Raw genomic sequence first — 16,725 nt, 5'->3', positions numbered from 1 at the left:
GGCTATTCCCGCACATCGCTCAGCGGTGGCGCCAAGCCCGCTATCTCGCGCTGGAAGAAACTTTCCGCGTCCTCACCGACCGCGTAGAGGTCCGCGATGAAACGCTGACATCGGGCGATCACGGCGCGGTCGACGATGCGGATCCCGCCCTGCTGGCGGCCGGCGTCGTCGTACACGAGGTCGTACATGACATCCGAGCCAAGGGTGACCATCTCGGGCAGCATCTGGTGCTTTTCGAATTGCCGCACCTGATCCTCCCGGACCACGCGCATCCGCTCCCCGGACTGCGCCCTGATCCGAAGCACATGAAAAGCCCACTGGATATACGGCGTGATGGGCTTTTCCACCACCTTGACCCACCAGGACCGGATACCGTGCTCGGCGTCCTCGCGATACTCGGCCTCGATGTCCGGACGGAGCGCCTCGCCCAGCCGGATCGCCTCGTCCCAGTCGCCTCTGGCGAACGCCTGCCAGCTCGGCATCGTCGGGTCCTGAAACTCCTGCCGCCGCTCCAGTTTCCAGAATCCCGGCTCACCGAGCCGCCAGTAGTCCCTGTCGAAGCCGGTCCAGTAGGCGTCGTGTTCCAGCAGTTCGCCGGACGATCCATGAAGGAGCTCATGCATCGGGAATGTCCGATTTCGCCGCGCTGACCATGGCGCCGGGGAGTACCACCAAGCGTTCGCCCTGTGCGACGCTCACGTCCGCGGGAAGCCTCGACCGGTAGGCGTCGGTGAGATCCCGGCCGATCACCGCGACGTCGCCGTTCGAGAGCACCCAGATGTCCGGGCACCCGTTCTTCCCGCCCGTGGTCGCCGTCGTTCCGCCGCGACCGCCGCTGCCCGGTTCACGCGGCGAGACGCCGAGGCGCCTGACCAGTGTCGCCGAAGGATCCGGTTTCCAGACCTTCTCGCCCATTATCGCCTCCCACGCGACCGATCAGGAATATTGACATTACCAGGAGCACAACCGGCGGGAACAGTTCCCGCGTTGCTCCACGCGTGTGAGCGACACAGGCGGCTGTCGCACGCCTTGAATTCTCGACGCGGTACACAAGGCGGCGCGATCCACCAGGATCTCGCAGGGTGATAACGGTGCGCAACCCGAAGATCTTTCGCATAAAAACCACGGAAACCAACGTCAAAGAGGGCTTTATCCACGAATTACCTCACCATGCGGCCGACTCACGGAATTCGTCCAGGCCGCGACAATCGATCACCACATTCCCCCAGCAGTGGGACGCTCGCCAAATAAACCGTACATACGTATTTTGGCGGCAATTCCCACCCAGCGATCTGTGCGGCAGCGACAGCTTTTTGCTTCGTCTGATGTCGGCGTTACCAACCGGGGCAGAGCTTACTCCCGCGTGCTACCGGCAAATATTCGGGGCACCGGAGTCATTCACGGGCGATGTCCGCCTTCCCGATCAGCGCACCGAACCCGGTCAGCAACGCGGTGAGCCCGACTTCGAACTCGTCGTCGCCGCCGACGTCCGCGACGATGTCGGCATGCTCGACGAGCAGCGGAAGGGTCGCCGCGTCTCGCGAGCGATACAACTGTCGGCGATGACGGCGTTCTTCGGGATCCTGCGCGTCGAGCCCCAGATTGAAGTGCACCGAGCCGATGACGAAGGTGGCCAGTGACGACGCGGCGGCGGAGGCGAGCCGGGGACTGAGCCCCGCGCCGATGAACAGTTCGAGGGCGTACTCCACCCCGGCCAGCGAGTTGGGGCCGAGCCGCTCGGTCCCGCGAAGGAGCGAGGCGACGCCGGGATGCCGCAGGAGGTGCGCGCGGAACCGGCGTGCGGACCACGCCGCCTTCTCGGCCCAATCCGCATCTTCGGGCGGAGGCGAACTCGCCACGCTCACCGCCCGGTCGACGAGCAGGGTCACCAGTTCCTCACGGTTGCGCACGTGGCGGTAGAGCGACGCCTGCGTGCAGCCCAGTGCCTCGGCGACATTGCGCATGGTCAGCGCGGCGGCCCCGCGCTCGTCGAGCAAGGCCATGGACGCGTCGAGGATGCCTTCGAGGGTCAGCGATCTGCGCCGCCGCGGCCGCGCGGGTTCCCGCTCCCTGGCAAGCCACCAGGCCGCCGTTCCCGGTCGAGGTTCGTCCTGGCGCTCCTTCCCTTGCGACGGCTCGTCTGCCTCGGATTTCGGCCTCGGTTCCTGCACGGGACAAGGATAGCTCCTATGCGAACATTGACAACTTAAGATAAGCTAACGTTGTTCGCATAAGAGCAGTGGAAGGGAACGCCGTGCGTGCCGTACGAAACTCCGATCAGGGCATCCTCGTGGCCGAGGCCGACGAACCGGAAGGGCCAGGAGTCCGCCTCGCCATCGGCTCGGTGGGCATCTGCGGGACCGACGTCACCTTCGCGGCGAGCGGCGTGCAGGGCTTCACCTACGGCCACGAGTTCGCCGGCACCACCGCCGACGGCCGGTCCTACGCCGTCGAACCCACTGTCTACTGTGGAAAGTGTGACCAGTGCCGTACCGGTCACGTCCAGCGGTGCGCCGCCCCGGAGCACGGAACGCTCGGCATCTTCCGGGACGGCGGCATGTGCGATGCCCTGACGGTTCCCGAGGACATGCTCGTCCCGCTCCCGCCCGGCCTCGACGTGCGCGACGCCTGCCTCGTCGAGTCGGCGTCGGTGGCCGGGCACGGTGTCCGCAGCGCGTCACTCGAGCCGGGCGAGCGGGTGGCGATCGTCGGCGGCGGCAGCATCGGGCTGCTAGCCGCGGCCACGGCCCGGCACCACGGCTACGACGTCGATGTCGAAGCGCGCCACCAGCACCAGAGGACCGCGGCGGAACGGCTGGGAGCCGGTACGGCGGCAGGCACCTACGACGTCGTGATCGACGCCGCGGGCAGCGAGGCCGGTCTCGCCCGATGTGCCGAACTCGCGCGCCCCGGCGGTCGCGTCGTGCTGATGGGCGTATACCAGCACACTGCTCCCATCCCGGGCATTGTCAGCCTGGTCAAGGAACTCACCTACATCCACTCCATCGCCTACAGCAGGCACGACGGCGTCCGCGACACCGAACAGGCCGCCGCGCTGCTCGCCGGGAACCCCGAGATCGCGCGGACGGTGATCACCCACCGCTTCCCGCTGGACGACGCCGCCGAGGCCTTCCGGGTGGCGGGCGACCGGGCCTCCGGCGCCATCAAAGTGGTCCTGCACCCGTGACCAGGGCCGACGACCCTGCCCGCGCCGGGCAGGGTCGTCCGTCCTCATCCGGCCAGAGCGGGCGCCACCTTGCTGGTGAACAGGTCGATACCCGACCGGTCGTAGGCGGCCTCCGCGAAGTTCAGGATCGCGTAGGTCATGCCCAGGTCCCGCATCACCGACAGCCGTTCGGCGATCTGCTCCGGCGTGCCCACCGTCGGGCTGTTCGAGAAGTTGCCGAGCGCGTTCGCGAGCGCGTCGGCCGGGATCAGCCGCTCGTAGTGGGACCGGATCCAGGCGAGCCGGTCCTGAACGTCCTTTTCGGACTCGCCGATGACGACGTTGTAGTTGGCCGACCGGGTGATCGCGCCGAAGTCGGTACCGAGGTCGGCGCAGTGCCCGGCCAGGATGTCCGACTTGCGCCGGAAGTCCTCGGGCGTGTTGCTGAAGTTGGTGTACTTCGCGTACTGGGCGGCGATCCGCAGGGTCTTCTTCTCGCCACCGCCCGCGATCCACAGCGGCAGCCCGCCCTCCTGCGGCGGCAGCGGACGCAGCAGCGCGCCGTCGGTGCGGTAGTGCTTACCGTCCAGAGTGGACGTACCGGTCGTCCAGAGGTCACGCATGATCCGCACGCCCTCGTCGAGCATGCCGAGCCGGTCGCCCGCGCTGGGGAAGCCGTAGCCGTAGGCCCGCCACTCGTGCTCGTACCAGCCGGCACCGATGCCCATCTCGACGCGGCCGCCGGAGATGATGTCGGCGGTGGCCGCGATCTTCGCCAGGTAGGCCGGGTTGCGGTAGCCCATGCAGGTGCACATCTGGCCGAGCCGGATCGTCGACGTCGCGGCGGCGAACGCCGAGATCAGCGACCACGCCTCGTGCGTGGCCTCCTCGGTGGGCACCGGGACGGTGTGGAAGTGGTCGTAGACCCAGATCGACTCGAAGGGGCCCGCCTCGGCGTGGTGGGCGAGGCCGAGCATGGTGGTCCAGTGGTCCGCGGGGTCGATGCCGGCGAGGTCGAGCCGCCAGCCCTGCGGTACGAAGAGTCCGAAACGCATGCCCTCAACCTAGGCCACGGTTCCGCGCGTCCGCAGGTCTTCCTCGACCTGCGCGATCGCGGCGTCCAGCGCGGCGCGGAAATCGATGATCTCCCTGCCCGACAGCGCGATCAGCGCGCCGTCCGGCCCGCACACCCCGAGGCTGCCCTTGTTGGCCTCGACGGAACACACCCCCGTCCGGCGATCGCCGTCGCTGCAGCGCACCAGCCATTCCCGGCGCGGTTTGACGTTGTTGATCGCGAAGTCGCCCATGGCGCTTCCCCTTTCAGGTGACCGTGGTGGACGTGAGCCCGAGATCTTGCTCACAGCTGCTACTGTGAAGCTACAAGAGTAAAAATGCAACTGCTGTACAGCAATTGCTGCAACCTTTGACTCCTTTGGGTGATGCGCATGCGGATGACGCCGACCGTGCGGCTGAAGTTCCTGTCGATCTACATGCGGGAAGCCCGCCTCGAAGCGGGCGTCGACATGAAGGACGCCGCCAAGCTGCTGGGCCGGGACACCACGCGCGTCACGAAGATGGAGAAGGGCCGCGAGGGCCTGACCCCCGGCGACGCGAAGATGCTGCTCGACCACTACGACGTGCACACCGAGGAGCAGAAGGCCGCCATCGTCGAACTGGCCAGGACCCGCAGCCAGCGCGGCCGCTGGTCCGGCCATCGCGCCGCCGTCCCGCTCCAGCAGCGCGCCTACTACGACTTCGAGTGGGACGCCAACCTCATCCAGCACTACGGCGCCGAAGTAGTACCCGGTCTGCTCCAGACCGAGGCGTACATGCGCGCCATCCTCGCCCACGACTTCCGCCGGGACACGATCAACGTCGACGACGTCATCGCAGCGCGACTTGAACGCCAGGAGGTGCTGTTCCGCCAACGGCCCGCAACGGCACACTTCGTGCTCAGCGAGAGCTGCCTACGCCGGATGGTCGGCGGCAACGCGGTGATGCACGAGCAGTTGCGACATCTCGCCACCACCGCCCGGCGACCCAATGTCCAGTTACAGGTGCTGCCCTTCGACTCGCCGAGCGCCGCACGAACCTTCAGCTTCACCATGTTGCGCATCCCGGCGCCCACTACCTCGGCACCGCCGCTGGAGATGGTCTACGTGGAGAACCTGCACGACGCGGACTACCTCGATGGAATCTCTGATGTAGCGGACTACGCGAACCTCTGGAGTCGCCTTACCGCGAACGCACCAGGCATGGACAAGTCGAAGAGGTTTATCCTGGACATCGCCCAGAATTTCGCGTAACACCGAAGGACGGTCCCCATGTCGCCTGACTTCCCGACAGCCACGTTCAAGACCTCCAGCTACAGCGAAAGCAACGGTACGTGCGTGGAGGTCGCGGTCATCCCGGGGTACGCCGCCGTGCGCGACACCAAGGACCGCACCAGCGGCCACATCACCGTGCCCGCCGCGAGCTTCACCGCCCTCCTCACCACGCTGAAGAACTAAAGGACAACCATGTCCCCTGACTTCTCCACGGCCACCTTCAAGATCTCCACCTACACCGAAGGCAACGGTACGTGCGTGGAGGTCGCGGTCACCCCGGGGTTCGCGGCGGTCCGCGACACCAAGGACCGCGCCAGCGGGCACATCGCCGTCCCCGCAGCCAGCTTCACCGCCCTGCTCACCGCGCTGAAGAACTGAGGACAGCCCCATGTCCCCCGACTACTCGACAGCCACCTTCAAAACCTCCACCTACACCGAAGGCAACGGCACCTGCGTAGAGATCGCGGTCGTCCCCGGATACGCCGCCGTGCGCGACACCAAGGATCGCGCGGGCGGGCACATCGCCGTCCCCGCCGCTGCCTTCGGTGCCTTCCTGGCGGTCGTGAAGGAGAGCTGAGCGGGGCGCCAAGCGTCCTTTGTGGATAGCCGATCGGCGGAGTCGGCGCCGAGTGCGGCGGTGGCGCCGCACTCGGCGTTCGGCTGGGTATCAGCTGCGGGTTTCGATCGACAGGTCGCCGCTGTTGAACGCGCGGCCCCTGTCGCTGGCGAGCAGGTCGTGGGGGTAGCCGAGTTCGATCGCGCCGGCCTCGTCGAGGCGGGCCAGCTGGGCGGCGGTGAGGTCGACCTCCAGTGCGCCCAGATTGTCCTCCAGCTGCTCGGGGGTGCGGGCGCCGATGATCGGTGCCGTGACGTCCGGGTTCCGCAGGATCCAGGCCAGCCCGACCTGGCCGGGTGTGTGACCTGTCTCCGCCGCGACCTCCTTCACGACGTCCGCGACGGCGAGGTTGCGTTCGGTGACGTCGCCGTTGGCGATGTTGAATCCCTTGCGGGTGCCGTCGTCGGCGACCTTCGCCGCGGTCAGGTCGTCGCGGCTGTACCTGCCGGCGAGCACCCCGCCGGCCAGCGGTGAAAAGGGGATCACCCCCAGCCCCAGTTCGCGTGCCATGGGGATCAGGTCACGTTCCCCGGCGCGCTGGATCAGGTTGTATTCGATCTGCAGCGCGACCAGTGGTGACCAGCCGCGCAGGTCGGCGATCGCCTGCATGCGCGACACCTGCCAGGCCGGGGTGTTGCAGATCGCCACGTACAGGACCTTGCCCTGGCGGACCAGATCGTCCATGCCACGCAGGATCTCCTCGACCGGCGTCGTGAAGTCCCACACGTGCAGGTAGAGCAGATCGAGGTAGTCCGTGTTCAGCTGCCGCAGGCTGGCTTCCACCGACGCGAACAGGCTCTTGCGGTGCGGGCCCCCGGAATTCGGGTCGCCTGGCCTGCGCTGTGTCGTGTATTTCGTTGCCAGCACCAGGCTTTCGCGGTTGTCGCGGGTGAATTCGCCGAGCAGGCGCTCGGAGCTGCCGTTGGTGTAGGTGTTGGCGGTGTCGATGAAGTTGCCGCCGCGCTCGACGTAGGTGTCGAACAGCTTGCGCGCGTCGTCCTGCTCGGCGCCCCAGCCCCACTCGGTGCCGAAGGTCGCCGTGCCCAGGGCCAGCGGCGAGACCCGCAGCCCGGAGCGGCCCAGCAGCCGGTAGGTGTCGAGGGTGAGCGACATCGTGTCCTCCCGTGCTCGTGATCCGTTGCCGAACCAAGTCTGGGACCGCCGCGAGCAGGGGATAAGGGAAGGAACTTCCTGGGAACACCAGTCCTACCCTGGCTGCCGGACCGGGCATGACGGCTCGCACCGGGGACACGACACAGATCGCCTACGCCAAGGAGTTGTCGGGCAGCTCGCCGCGCGGGCCGGTGGCGTCCGCGACGCCCAGGCATTCGTCACCGCGGAAAACGCCGAGTTCGTACCGCACGGAATCGGCGTCGAAGGAGAGCACCGACAGGCCGATTTCGTAGTCGCCGGGATAGGTCACTTCACCGGAGTACTGGATCCGGTACGACCACGGCGGCAGGTCCGGCAGCCGCCGTCCATCGCCCTCGCCGATCGCCCGCACCGTGAACGCCGCGACGGCCTCGTCGTACCAGCCGGCCAGCTCGACGGAATTGACGTGCTGATTCAGATCGACGTCGCCGATCCGCGCCCGCAAGGGAAGGAAATGCGTGTAACGATCTCGCCGGCGACGTTCGGCACCCGGGCGGGGCGAAGCCTCCTGATCCGATTCGGACAATCGCAGGTCCGTGAGATCCGCGATCAGTTCGTCGGGAAGGGCAAGGGGCCCCGCGGCACCGCCGAGTACCACGGTGGCCTCTCCGCTGCCTACCCGCTCGCCGCCGGCGAAGACCGCGTGCCCGTAGGTGAACGACGTCCGCCCGATGCGGCGGACACCGGTGTGCACCTCGACGTCGGTGCCCACCGAGCCGACGGGTGCGAGCCTTTCGAAGCTTTGACTGACGAACAGGATCTGGAAAGGTTCGAACCGCCCGGCGGCCAGGAACCGTTCGGCACGACGCAGCCTGAGCCGCTCCCGGGCGTCCCCCAGCCAGCGCGCCACCCCGATCGTGCTCGCCGAGCCGTCCCGGCCGAGATCGACCTGGCGAACCCGGAACCCGGTCTGGATCGGAAACGCGGAAATACCGACGTCAGTCATGACGTCGACACTAACCGCGCGAATCCCGAGCCTGGATTCGTTTGCCCGTCCGTTTAACCATCGAGGCTTTTTCGGGCACAGCGAATCCATTCCCGCCGCTCAGCCCAGCACTCGCCCGAGGAAGCCTCGCAGATAACCCGCGACGACGTCCAGATGGCTTTCCAGCAGGAAGTGACCACCGTCGATCAGGTGCACCTCCGCGTCCTTGGCGTCGCGGGCGAAGGCCCGCGCGCCTTCGGGTGCGAAGATTTCGTCGTTGCGGCCCCACACCGCGAGCACCGGGACCTCACTGGTGCGCAGGAATTCGTGCAGCAGCGGGTAAAGCGGGCGATTGTTCCGGTAGTCGCGGAACAACGCCAGCTGGACCTCGTCGTTGCCCTCGCGGGAGACGAGGGCGAAGTCGTGCTCCCAGGTGTCCGGGCTGACCAGGCTCGGGTCGGGCACGCCGTGCACGTACTGCCAGCGAATGGCCTCGACACTCAGCGCGGCGCGGACGGCGGGTTCGGTACCGGGGCCGGGGTTCGCCCCGTAGGCCCAGACGTCGGCCCAGAATTCCTCGACGAAACCGTCCTCGTAGCCGTTGCCGTTCTGGGTGACGATGGCGGAGATCCGTTCGGGGTGTTCGAGCGCGAGGCGCCATCCGACGGGGGCGCCGTAGTCCTGGACGTAGAGCGCGTAGCGGTCCAAGCCCAGCTGGTCGAGCAGCCCGGACGTGAGTCCGGCGAGGGCGTCGAAGGTGTAGGTGAACTCGCCCGCGCCGGGCGCGTCGGAGTGCCCGAAGCCGAGGTGATCCGGCGCGATGACGTGGTAGTCCCCGGCCAGCAGCGGGATGAGTTCGCGGAACATGAACGAGCTGGTCGGGTAGCCGTGCAGCAGGACGATCGCGGGCGCGTCGACGGGCCCGGCCTCGCGGTAGAAGATCTCGTGGCCGTCGACGGTCGCGGTCCGGTAGTGCACCATGTCTAACCTCTTCAAGTCGTTTATCCGGTTAGTTGCTCGCCATGGAAGCACGCGATGGGCTAACCTGTCAAAGGACTCGATCTGGTTAGAAGGAGCGGCACCCGATGGACGCGCTGCTGGACCTGCTCAACAGCAGGCCGCTGGTCAACGGCGAGGAGCAGGACGCGCTCCGCGACCCTGCCGAAGGCAGACGCTGGGCGCGGGAGCACGGCGGCGAAGGCAGCCTCGCGGAACTGAAGCTGCTGCGCGAGGCACGCGACGTCTTGCGGGACGTAGTGCGCGGAGAACGCCCGCCCGCCGCGTTGAGCCCGCTGCTCGACGGGGTCCACCAGCTCCCGGAGTTCACTTCGGACAGTCTTCAGTGGACGGTCAAGAGCCCGCCGCACGCCCGGCTGGCCGTCGAACTGGTCCTCGCCTGGGCCGCCACCGAGCAGCAACTGCCCGGCAGGCTACGCCCCTGCGCCAACGACGAGTGCCAGTTGTTCCTGCTCGACCGCAGCCGCGCCAACCGCGCCCGCTGGTGCTCGATGGCGGTCTGCGGCAACCGCGAAAAAGCCCGCCGCCACTACGAACGCACCCACTGACCAGCTCTGCCCCGCCAACGTTCACCGGTCATCGCCGGTCCGACGAGGTCGTCGCCGCTGGTCACTTGGTGTGCCGCCCTGGCGGCTTGTCCGGATCCGGCGGGTCCTGCTTCCCGCTGCCCTGCGGCACGAAGCGTCCGAAACGCATGGCGCCAACCTAGACCACGGCTTCGAGAAAACTTCCGCGAGCGAAGCAACGCACGCCGCTATATATCGTCTTCTGATATATGTGGACCCATGGTGGAGCGGAGTATGTCCGAGCAGACCTTCCTGGTGCTGATCGCGCTGGCGGACGAGCCCCGGCACGGCTATGGGGTCGTCCAGCGGGTCCAGGAGCTGTCCGAGGGACGAGTGCGCCTGCGGGTCGGCACCCTCTACGGCGTGCTGGATCGCCTGGTCGGCGATGGCTGGGCCGAGCCAGACCGGGAGGAGATCCACCAGGGCAGGCTCCGGCGCTACTACCGGCTGACCGGTGCGGGCAGCGCGGCGCTGGCCGAGCAGACCCGGCGGCTGGCCGCGAACGTCGATGTCGCCAGCACCGTCCTGCGAGCCCGCGGCCAATGGCCCCGATCCGCGGAGGTGCGGGCATGATCAACGCCGAAGTCCGGTACCGCACGCTGGTGCGCGTGCTCCCGGCGTGGTACCGCGCCGAACGCGGCGACGAGATGGTCGGCACCCTGCTCGACTTGCACGGCGAGCGGGCGCGCGCGGCACTGTGGAGCGAACTGTGGGCCATGCTGGCACTGGGCATGCGCACCCGGCTGGCGGCCAGGGCGGCACCCGCGCGCACGATCGCCCTCGGCGATCTGGTGCGGCAGGTCGCGCTTCTCGGCCTGCTCTGGGGCGTGCTCAGATCCGCCTGCCACACCGGCGACACACTCTGGGCGCTGATCAGATTCTCCAACGGCTACCCCGGGAGCTTCCGCGCGGCGCTGACGTCCGATCTGCGCAAGGACCTCGTCCTGCTGGCGGTCGCGCTGATTCCGCTCGCGCTGCTGGTGGACGGGTGGCGCCGCATGGCACGGATCGCTGCCGGTGCGATACTGGCCGCGGGCGCGATCTGGTTCCTGGCCAAGCATTCGTCCGACCTCGGCCCCGAGCTGATCGCGTATTTCGCTCCACAGTGGCTCCCACTGGTGCTGGTGCTGCTGGCCTTCCACACCGACGCCCCGCTGCCACCGGCGCGGCCGTGGTGGTGGGCCGTCGGTGGCAGCCTGGTTCTCGCCCCCGCCCTCGCGCTCAGGTTCGGTCTCCCGGGCGATCTGAGCCAGATCGACGGATTGTCCCCGCTCGTCTGGCTGTGTGCGATCGCCGGAGCCGGCTACCTGCTGCTCCGGCGCCGCACCGGACAACGCCCGGGGTGGACACTGGCACTGGCCCTGTGCATCGCCCTGGTGATGATCCAGAACCTGGTACTGAAAAACGGGGTCATCCCGTTCGGCGCGATGGTGATCGCGCAGGTCTGCTGTGCCGGGGCAATCGTCGTGGCGCTGACCGTCGCCGGAATCCGTGACTATCGCCGGACCGTCGTGAATCGCTGAGCCTTCTCGGTATTTTCCTCTCCAGAAAAGGATTCTGGCTTTATGGACACCATTCCCGCCGGGCCCTCGCGCGCCCTTTTACCGCTCGAAGTCCCCCCGTCACGGGCAAGAATCCGCGGGCAGGGCCTGTTCTCGCCGGCCACGGCGGTGTTCCTGGTCGTGCTGCCACTCGCGGCCTACACCGGATTCCGGTCGCCGTCGGACTGGGCCGTAACGCTCGAATCCGTTTCGCTGACCGACGGTTTTCACCGCCGATTCCTCGTCGGCACCGTGTTGCGTCCGTTCGCGGCGTTGTTCGGGTACCACTACGCGGTGTACGCCGTCGCCGCCTTCGCCGTGCTCGGGCTGCTGCTTGCGGTGCTGGTCGTCGCGTTCTTCCGGACTTCCTCGGTGAGCAGGCGATTCCTCATCATCGGCTGGTTGCTGCTGCCGACCGGCGGTTACCTTTTCCACGAGATCGGCTATCTCGACCAGGTGCTGTACCTGACACTGTTCGCCGCCTTGTGGGCACTGCGCCGCGATCGGCCGATGGTCGCCGGTGCGTTCATGGTGGCGTCCGTGCTGACGCACGAAATCGCGTTGCTCACGGTGGTTCCCGTTTTCGGGTTCGTGCTCCTGCGGAAGGTCTCGTTCCGGAAGGCCTGCGCGGTTCTCGCACCGGCTGCGGTCGCCGGACTGGTGGTACTGACGGTGCCGCCGGCCGGGGTGGGTGCGACGCAGCGGTTCCAGCGGGTGCTGGCGGAAGCGGGGTTCCCGCACCGAGCGGACGCGCTCGGGCTGTTCGATCGCACCCAGGCGCAGAGCTGGCAGCTCTACTCGATCACCGACGTCCTGCTCTACCTGCTGCCGATCCTGCTGGTGGTGGTGGCCGGTTTCCTGATGCTGCACCGGCCTTCGGCGGCGGCACTGCTGCCGCTCGCCGCGATGGTGGCCCCGGTGCTGCTCGCCTTCGGCGGCTGGGACGAGGCCCGATGGGGATTCCTGCTCATCACCAACTTCGTGCTCGTGCTGTGGCTCCGGCAGGGCAGACACGAACTCGACCTGCCCCGGTTCGGTGCGCTGGCCGCGATCATGCTGGTTCTCACCCACCTGCCGATGCCCTACTTCGACGGCTACCAGCCCCGCGACGTCACGCTGGTGGGCCCGCCGCACCCCGGCGGGAACGTCACCCCCTCCTCGCCGTGATTCGCCGTGCGGGCGATTACGCCAGGACCACCTTCGACAACTCCGCGGACGTCGCGAGCAACGGGTGCTTCGGCAGTACGCGCACGGTGTAGCCCACCGAACCCGACCGCGGCAGCCGCAACCGCGCGGCGAAGGCGCCGATGCCGTCGCCGGTCATCTGAACCGTGACGGTCTCGCTCAGCTCGTCGTCCTCGCCGACGCGCCCGACGACGGCCTGAATGTCCACTTCGGACGGATCGAGCCCGGCGAGGTCGATCCGCGCCCGCACGGTCACCTCGGTGCCGACGACCAGCGATTGCCGGTCCTCGACCAGCAGCTCGGAGTCGAAGATCCGCACCCGCGGCCACGCGACCTCGAGTTTCGTGCGGTAGTCGGCGAGCGAAAGCGCGCCGCGGTAACCGTCCCCGGTCGCGGCGGCGACCATCCGGGCGGCGGGCAGGTAGCCGGATTCGACGTACTCGCGCACCATCCGAGCGGCCTGCACCCGCGGCCCGAGCGTCTCCAGCGTGTGCCACACCATGGACAGCCAGCCGTTGGGGACGCCCCCGCCGTCGCGGTCGTAGAACAGCGGTGCGATCTGCTGGCCGAGCAGATCGTAGAGCGCCGCGGCCTCCAGATCGTCACGGCGCAACGGGTCGGTCACGCCGTCCGCGTTCGGGATGGCCCAGCCGTTGCTGCCGTCGTAGCACTCCTCCCACCAACCGTCGCGAATGGACAGATTGAGCCCGCCGTTGAGCGCCGACTTCATCCCCGAGGTCCCGCAGGCCTCCAGCGGTCGCACCGGGTTGTTGAGCCAGACGTCGCAACCGCGGTAGAGGTAGCGCGCCATCGACATGTCGTAGTCGGGCAGGAACACGATCCGGTGCCGCACGGCCGGATCGTCGACGAACCGGACGATCTGCTGGATGAGCTGCTTGCCGCCCTCGTCGGCCGGATGCGACTTCCCGGCGACGACGAGCTGGATCGGACGCCGCTCGTCGAGCAGCAGCGCGCGCAGCCGGTCCGGGTCGCGCAGCATCAGCGTCAGGCGTTTGTACGTCGGGACACGCCGGGCGAAGCCGACGGTCAGCACGTCCGGGTCGAAGACCGAGTCGACCCAGCCGAGTTCGAGCGGTGAGGCGCCGCGCTGGAGCCACGCCGCGCGCACCCGCCGCCGGACCTCGAAGACGAGCTTCTCCCGCAGTTCGCGTCGCAGCTCCCAGAGCTGGGCGTCGGAAACGCCTTCACGGAGCGGTTTCCCGCCATTGCCGTCGAGCCCCCACTCCTCGTGGTCGCGGCCGAGGAGCGCGCTCAGCTCGCGGGCGACCCAGGTCGGCCCGTGGACGCCGTTGGTCACCGAGGAGATCGGCACCTCGGCGTCGTCGAATCCCGGCCACAACCGGGAGAACATGCGCCGGGTGACGCGCCCGTGCAGCTGGGACACGCCGTTCGCGCGCTGCGCCAGCCGCAGGCCCATGTGCGCCATGTTGAACAGGCCGGGGTTGTCCTCGGCGCCGAGCGCCAGCACCCGGCGCAGGTCGACGTCGGGCACCAGCCTGCCGTCGGTGAAGTACCGCTGGACGACGTCCACCGGGAACCGGTCGATGCCCGCGCTGACGGGGGTGTGCGTGGTGAACAGGGTGCCCGCGCGGACCGCGGGCAGCGCTTCCTCGAACGCCAGCCCGTCCGCCTGGATGATCTCCCGCGCACGTTCGAGCCCGAGGAATCCCGCGTGTCCCTCGTTCGTGTGAAAGACCCTGGGCTGCGGATGCCCGGTGAGCTCGCAGTACTTCCGCACCGCGCGGAATCCGCCGATCCCGGCGAGGATCTCCTGCCGGATGCGGTGATCGGCGTCGCCGCCGTAGAGCCGGTCGGTGACCGCGCGCAGGTCGTCGTCGTTCGCGTCGGTGTCGGTGTCGAGCAGCAGCAGCGGGACGCGGCCGACCCTGGCCTTCCAGATCTGCGCGCGCAGCTCCCGCCCACCCGGCATCGCGACACCGACGAGCACCGGTTTCCCGTCCTCGGTCAGCAGTTCCAGCGGGAACGCGTTCGGGTCGATCACCGGGTAGTGCTCGACCTGCCAGCCGTCCAGCGACAGCGACTGCCGGAAGTACCCGGCGCGGTAGAGCAGCCCGACGCCGATCACCGGTACGCCGAGATCGGACGCGGCCTTGAGGTGATCCCCGGCGAGCACGCCCAGCCCGCCGGAGTAGTTCGGCAGGGCCTCGGTGACGCCGAACTCCATGGAGAAGTAGGCCACCGCCCGCGGGAGGTCGGCGTCCTCGCGCCGCTGATACCAGCGCGGCTCGGTGAGGTAGCGCTCGAGATCGGCGACGGAGTCCCGTGCGCGGGCGAGGAACTCCTCGTCCTTGGCCAGCTCTTCCAGCCGCTCCGGCGGCAGCGCGGTGAGCATCCGCAGCGGATCCCGGACGGCGTTGAACAGCTCGGCGTCCATCGACGCGAACAGGTCGCGGGTCGGCGGATGCCAGGTCCAGCGCAGGTTGGTGGCGAGGGAACCGAGGCCGGTCAACGGCTCCGGCAGGCTCGCGCGGACGGTGAACCGGCGGACTGCACGCATGGTCACCGACCATATCGGGAGCGGCTCCCCCGTACACAGTTCGGGGATGCTGTGCCGGTAGATACCGATCCGAAGAGAAAAACTCCTTGGTATGTCCACGCGGCCGGTGATCACTGGGTAGGGTCCTGCCTGCCCGTGTAATCGATGTGAAGCGAGTGAACATGATCCAAGGGGGAGGGTGGGGCTTTCGCCGCCCGGCTCTGATCGCCGTCGTCACGGTGGCCGTCCTGGGCTTGAGCGCGTGCGGTGGCAGCTCGTCCGGCTCGTCGGCGGACACGGGCGCGGGCAGCGTCGCCGGTCTGCCGGTGACGCATTTCGAGAGCGGCCTGAAGTCCGGTGCGCCGACGCCGGACCTGGACGTCAAGAACGCCGACGGCGGTGAGGACGACAAGCTCGCCACCGCCGCGATCGCCGATGTGCAGGCGTACTGGACCGATCAGCTCCCGGCGAACTTCGGCGGCCAGCCGTTCAAGCCGGTGAAGTCGCTGCTGTCCTACGACGCGAAGCGCGACACCCAGAAGACCGAGTGCGGCAGCGTCAAGGGGCTCGTCAACGCCTTCTACTGCCCGCCGGACGACTCGGTGGCGTGGGACCGCGGCGTGCTGCTGCCGTCGCTGCGGGAACGGTTCGGCCCGATGTCGGTGGTGACCGTGCTCGCGCACGAGTTCGGCCACGCCATCCAGTACCGGCTCGGCGAGAAGGCCGGGGTCACCAAGGCCACGCCGACCGTGGTGAAGGAACAGCAGGCCGACTGCTTCGCGGGCGGCTATTTCCGGTGGGTCGCCGAGGACAAGAGCAAGTTCTACCAGGTGTCCACCGCCGAGGGCCTCAACCAGGTGATGGCCGCGATGTTCTTCATCCGCGACTCCGCGGGCACCAGCGGCAGCGATCAGCAGGCCCACGGCACCGCCTTCGACCGCACATTCGCCTTCCAGACCGGGTTCACCAAGGGCCCCAAGGAATGCGCGGCGATGAACGCCGAGAACGTCAAGGCCCGCCTCACCGAGCGCCCCTTCGACAAGAAGGACACCGGCAAGGGCGACGAGAAGTTCAACGGTCAGCTGCTCGCGCTGCTGAAGAAGAGCCTCGACGAGGCGTTCAAGGGCGCCGGGGTCGCCGCGCCGGAGATCGTCGAGGGGGGCGGCAGCTGCTCGAACGGCAAGAGCACCCCGCCCGCGTCGTACTGCCCGGACAACAACACCGTCAGCATCGACATGGCGAAGCTGAACCAGATCGCGCAGCCGGTGGACCGCAAGGCCGAGCAGAAGGGCCAGACCCGCGGCGGGATGGGGGACTTCGCGGCGTTCGCCGAGGTCGCGTCCCGCTACGCGCTGGGCATCCAGAAGGGCGTCGGCGCCTCGCTGGACAACCCGAACGCGGGCCTGCGGACGTCCTGCCTGGTGGGTGCCTGGGCTGCCGCATCGAACAAGCAGGGGCAGGTCCTGCGGCTGTCCGCGGGTGACCTCGACGAGGCGATCGCGGATCTGCTGATGCCGGAGAGCCTCGTCTCCGCCGACGTCAACGGCAACCGCCCCGCCAGCGGTTTCGACCGGGTCGAATCGCTGCGGAAGGGCTACCTCGAAGGCTCGTCGGTCTGCTCGACGCAGTACGGCTGAGCCACGCTTCTCCCACGTGCCGTTAAGGCCACCTTACGGGCGTCTGACGCCCGTAAGGTGGCCTTAACGGCATTC

The 16,725-nt window shown here is 68.2% G+C and carries 19 protein-coding genes; 10 read left to right on the top strand and 9 right to left on the bottom strand.

What is annotated here, in order from left to right; all coding sequences use genetic code 11:
* Positions 1-2: 2 nt before the first annotated feature.
* The 3 genes from ACFW0G_RS39485 to ACFW0G_RS39475 form a co-directional block, all read right to left on the bottom strand.
* Positions 3-623, bottom strand: a complete 621-nt coding sequence (locus tag ACFW0G_RS39485) for a DUF6879 family protein (RefSeq protein WP_378330642.1) — start codon at positions 621-623, stop codon at positions 3-5.
* Positions 616-915 (bottom strand): hypothetical protein, encoded by a 300-nt coding sequence (locus ACFW0G_RS39480; protein WP_378330641.1) that lies wholly within the window; start codon positions 913-915, stop codon positions 616-618. The genes ACFW0G_RS39485 and ACFW0G_RS39480 overlap by 8 nt, the downstream gene beginning before the upstream one ends.
* Before the next feature lie 479 nt (positions 916-1,394).
* Positions 1,395-2,171, bottom strand: a complete 777-nt coding sequence (locus tag ACFW0G_RS39475; RefSeq protein WP_378330640.1) for a TetR/AcrR family transcriptional regulator — start codon at positions 2,169-2,171, stop codon at positions 1,395-1,397.
* 83 nt (positions 2,172-2,254) lie between these two features.
* Here ACFW0G_RS39475 and ACFW0G_RS39470 point away from each other — a divergent pair, with 83 nt between their 5' ends.
* On the top strand, positions 2,255-3,187 hold the full coding sequence (locus tag ACFW0G_RS39470; protein ID WP_378330639.1) for a zinc-binding dehydrogenase: 933 nt from the start codon (positions 2,255-2,257) through the stop codon (positions 3,185-3,187).
* Between the two features lie 44 nt (positions 3,188-3,231).
* On the opposite strand, the gene ACFW0G_RS39465 is transcribed toward ACFW0G_RS39470, so the two are convergent.
* Entirely contained in the window at positions 3,232-4,221 is a 990-nt protein-coding gene (locus ACFW0G_RS39465) for an LLM class F420-dependent oxidoreductase (RefSeq protein WP_378330638.1), read from the bottom strand.
* Between the two features lie 9 nt (positions 4,222-4,230).
* Positions 4,231-4,473, bottom strand: a complete 243-nt coding sequence (locus ACFW0G_RS39460) for a hypothetical protein (RefSeq protein WP_378330637.1) — start codon at positions 4,471-4,473, stop codon at positions 4,231-4,233.
* 138 nt (positions 4,474-4,611) lie between these two features.
* Here ACFW0G_RS39460 and ACFW0G_RS39455 point away from each other — a divergent pair, with 138 nt between their 5' ends.
* Genes ACFW0G_RS39455 through ACFW0G_RS39440 form a run of 4 tightly spaced genes read left to right on the top strand, consistent with a single transcriptional unit; the run spans position 4,612 to position 6,070 of the window.
* Positions 4,612-5,472 carry a helix-turn-helix transcriptional regulator gene (locus ACFW0G_RS39455; protein ID WP_378330636.1) on the top strand — a complete coding sequence of 287 codons (861 nt, stop codon included), beginning with the start codon at positions 4,612-4,614 and terminating at the stop codon, positions 5,470-5,472.
* Between the two features lie 18 nt (positions 5,473-5,490).
* Positions 5,491-5,676 carry a DUF397 domain-containing protein gene (locus ACFW0G_RS39450; RefSeq protein ID WP_378330635.1) on the top strand — a complete coding sequence of 62 codons (186 nt, stop codon included), beginning with the start codon at positions 5,491-5,493 and terminating at the stop codon, positions 5,674-5,676.
* A gap of 9 nt (positions 5,677-5,685) precedes the next feature.
* Positions 5,686-5,871, top strand: coding sequence for a DUF397 domain-containing protein (locus ACFW0G_RS39445; protein ID WP_378330634.1), 186 nt, complete (start codon positions 5,686-5,688; stop codon positions 5,869-5,871).
* Between the two features lie 10 nt (positions 5,872-5,881).
* The gene (locus ACFW0G_RS39440) at positions 5,882-6,070 is read left to right on the top strand and encodes a DUF397 domain-containing protein (RefSeq protein ID WP_378330633.1); all 189 of its coding nucleotides are present in this window, start codon (positions 5,882-5,884) and stop codon (positions 6,068-6,070) included.
* Positions 6,071-6,160: 90 nt separating this feature from the next.
* Here ACFW0G_RS39440 and ACFW0G_RS39435 read toward each other — a convergent pair whose 3' ends face one another.
* From ACFW0G_RS39435 to ACFW0G_RS39425, 3 genes are all read right to left on the bottom strand, one after another.
* Entirely contained in the window at positions 6,161-7,222 is a 1,062-nt protein-coding gene (locus tag ACFW0G_RS39435) for an aldo/keto reductase (RefSeq protein ID WP_378330632.1), read from the bottom strand.
* Between the two features lie 151 nt (positions 7,223-7,373).
* A complete protein-coding gene (locus tag ACFW0G_RS39430; RefSeq protein ID WP_378330631.1) occupies positions 7,374-8,207 on the bottom strand; it encodes a hypothetical protein in 834 nt (277 codons plus the stop codon).
* 99 nt (positions 8,208-8,306) lie between these two features.
* The gene (locus ACFW0G_RS39425) at positions 8,307-9,167 is read right to left on the bottom strand and encodes an alpha/beta fold hydrolase (RefSeq protein ID WP_378330630.1); all 861 of its coding nucleotides are present in this window, start codon (positions 9,165-9,167) and stop codon (positions 8,307-8,309) included.
* A gap of 104 nt (positions 9,168-9,271) precedes the next feature.
* On the opposite strand from ACFW0G_RS39425, the gene ACFW0G_RS39420 reads away from it, so the two are divergent.
* From ACFW0G_RS39420 to ACFW0G_RS39405, 4 genes are all read left to right on the top strand, one after another.
* Positions 9,272-9,751 carry a CGNR zinc finger domain-containing protein gene (locus ACFW0G_RS39420; protein ID WP_378330629.1) on the top strand — a complete coding sequence of 160 codons (480 nt, stop codon included), beginning with the start codon at positions 9,272-9,274 and terminating at the stop codon, positions 9,749-9,751.
* 252 nt (positions 9,752-10,003) lie between these two features.
* Positions 10,004-10,342, top strand: coding sequence for a PadR family transcriptional regulator (locus tag ACFW0G_RS39415; protein ID WP_378330628.1), 339 nt, complete (start codon positions 10,004-10,006; stop codon positions 10,340-10,342).
* Positions 10,339-11,292: a hypothetical protein gene (locus ACFW0G_RS39410; RefSeq protein ID WP_378330627.1), complete on the top strand. Its 954-nt coding sequence runs from the start codon at positions 10,339-10,341 to the stop codon at positions 11,290-11,292. The genes ACFW0G_RS39415 and ACFW0G_RS39410 overlap by 4 nt, the downstream gene beginning before the upstream one ends.
* 42 nt (positions 11,293-11,334) lie before the next feature.
* On the top strand, positions 11,335-12,477 hold the full coding sequence (locus ACFW0G_RS39405) for a hypothetical protein (RefSeq protein WP_378330626.1): 1,143 nt from the start codon (positions 11,335-11,337) through the stop codon (positions 12,475-12,477).
* A gap of 16 nt (positions 12,478-12,493) precedes the next feature.
* Here ACFW0G_RS39405 and glgP read toward each other — a convergent pair whose 3' ends face one another.
* On the bottom strand, positions 12,494-15,034 hold the full coding sequence (glgP, locus tag ACFW0G_RS39400) for an alpha-glucan family phosphorylase (protein WP_378330625.1): 2,541 nt from the start codon (positions 15,032-15,034) through the stop codon (positions 12,494-12,496).
* Positions 15,035-15,195: 161 nt separating this feature from the next.
* On the opposite strand from glgP, the gene ACFW0G_RS39395 reads away from it, so the two are divergent.
* Complete coding sequence (locus tag ACFW0G_RS39395; protein ID WP_378330624.1) at positions 15,196-16,650, top strand: neutral zinc metallopeptidase; 1,455 nt, start codon at positions 15,196-15,198, stop codon at positions 16,648-16,650.
* The last annotated feature ends 75 nt before the right edge of the window (positions 16,651-16,725 follow it).

Origin of the sequence: Amycolatopsis sp. NPDC058986 (assembly GCF_042741125.1) — a bacterium.
GTDB lineage: Bacteria > Actinomycetota > Actinomycetes > Mycobacteriales > Pseudonocardiaceae > Amycolatopsis.
This window is presented reverse-complemented; position numbering and strand designations above follow the sequence as displayed.

Excerpts from the sequence above, each read along its gene's own strand:
- ACFW0G_RS39480 (WP_378330641.1), bottom strand. The coding sequence starts at position 915 with ATGGGCGAGAAGGTCTGGAAACCGGATCCTTCGGCGACACTGGTCAGG.
- ACFW0G_RS39465 (WP_378330638.1), bottom strand. The coding sequence starts at position 4,221 with ATGCGTTTCGGACTCTTCGTACCGCAGGGCTGGCGGCTCGACCTCGCC.
- ACFW0G_RS39405 (WP_378330626.1), top strand. The coding sequence starts at position 11,335 with ATGGACACCATTCCCGCCGGGCCCTCGCGCGCCCTTTTACCGCTCGAA.
- ACFW0G_RS39485 (WP_378330642.1), bottom strand. The coding sequence starts at position 623 with ATGCATGAGCTCCTTCATGGATCGTCCGGCGAACTGCTGGAACACGAC.
- ACFW0G_RS39395 (WP_378330624.1), top strand. The coding sequence starts at position 15,196 with ATGATCCAAGGGGGAGGGTGGGGCTTTCGCCGCCCGGCTCTGATCGCC.
- ACFW0G_RS39430 (WP_378330631.1), bottom strand. The coding sequence starts at position 8,207 with ATGACTGACGTCGGTATTTCCGCGTTTCCGATCCAGACCGGGTTCCGG.
- ACFW0G_RS39415 (WP_378330628.1), top strand. The coding sequence starts at position 10,004 with ATGTCCGAGCAGACCTTCCTGGTGCTGATCGCGCTGGCGGACGAGCCC.
- ACFW0G_RS39455 (WP_378330636.1), top strand. The coding sequence starts at position 4,612 with ATGCGGATGACGCCGACCGTGCGGCTGAAGTTCCTGTCGATCTACATG.
- ACFW0G_RS39410 (WP_378330627.1), top strand. The coding sequence starts at position 10,339 with ATGATCAACGCCGAAGTCCGGTACCGCACGCTGGTGCGCGTGCTCCCG.
- ACFW0G_RS39420 (WP_378330629.1), top strand. The coding sequence starts at position 9,272 with ATGGACGCGCTGCTGGACCTGCTCAACAGCAGGCCGCTGGTCAACGGC.
- ACFW0G_RS39460 (WP_378330637.1), bottom strand. The coding sequence starts at position 4,473 with ATGGGCGACTTCGCGATCAACAACGTCAAACCGCGCCGGGAATGGCTG.
- ACFW0G_RS39425 (WP_378330630.1), bottom strand. The coding sequence starts at position 9,167 with ATGGTGCACTACCGGACCGCGACCGTCGACGGCCACGAGATCTTCTAC.
- ACFW0G_RS39440 (WP_378330633.1), top strand. The coding sequence starts at position 5,882 with ATGTCCCCCGACTACTCGACAGCCACCTTCAAAACCTCCACCTACACC.
- ACFW0G_RS39435 (WP_378330632.1), bottom strand. The coding sequence starts at position 7,222 with ATGTCGCTCACCCTCGACACCTACCGGCTGCTGGGCCGCTCCGGGCTG.
- ACFW0G_RS39450 (WP_378330635.1), top strand. The coding sequence starts at position 5,491 with ATGTCGCCTGACTTCCCGACAGCCACGTTCAAGACCTCCAGCTACAGC.
- glgP (WP_378330625.1), bottom strand. The coding sequence starts at position 15,034 with ATGCGTGCAGTCCGCCGGTTCACCGTCCGCGCGAGCCTGCCGGAGCCG.
- ACFW0G_RS39445 (WP_378330634.1), top strand. The coding sequence starts at position 5,686 with ATGTCCCCTGACTTCTCCACGGCCACCTTCAAGATCTCCACCTACACC.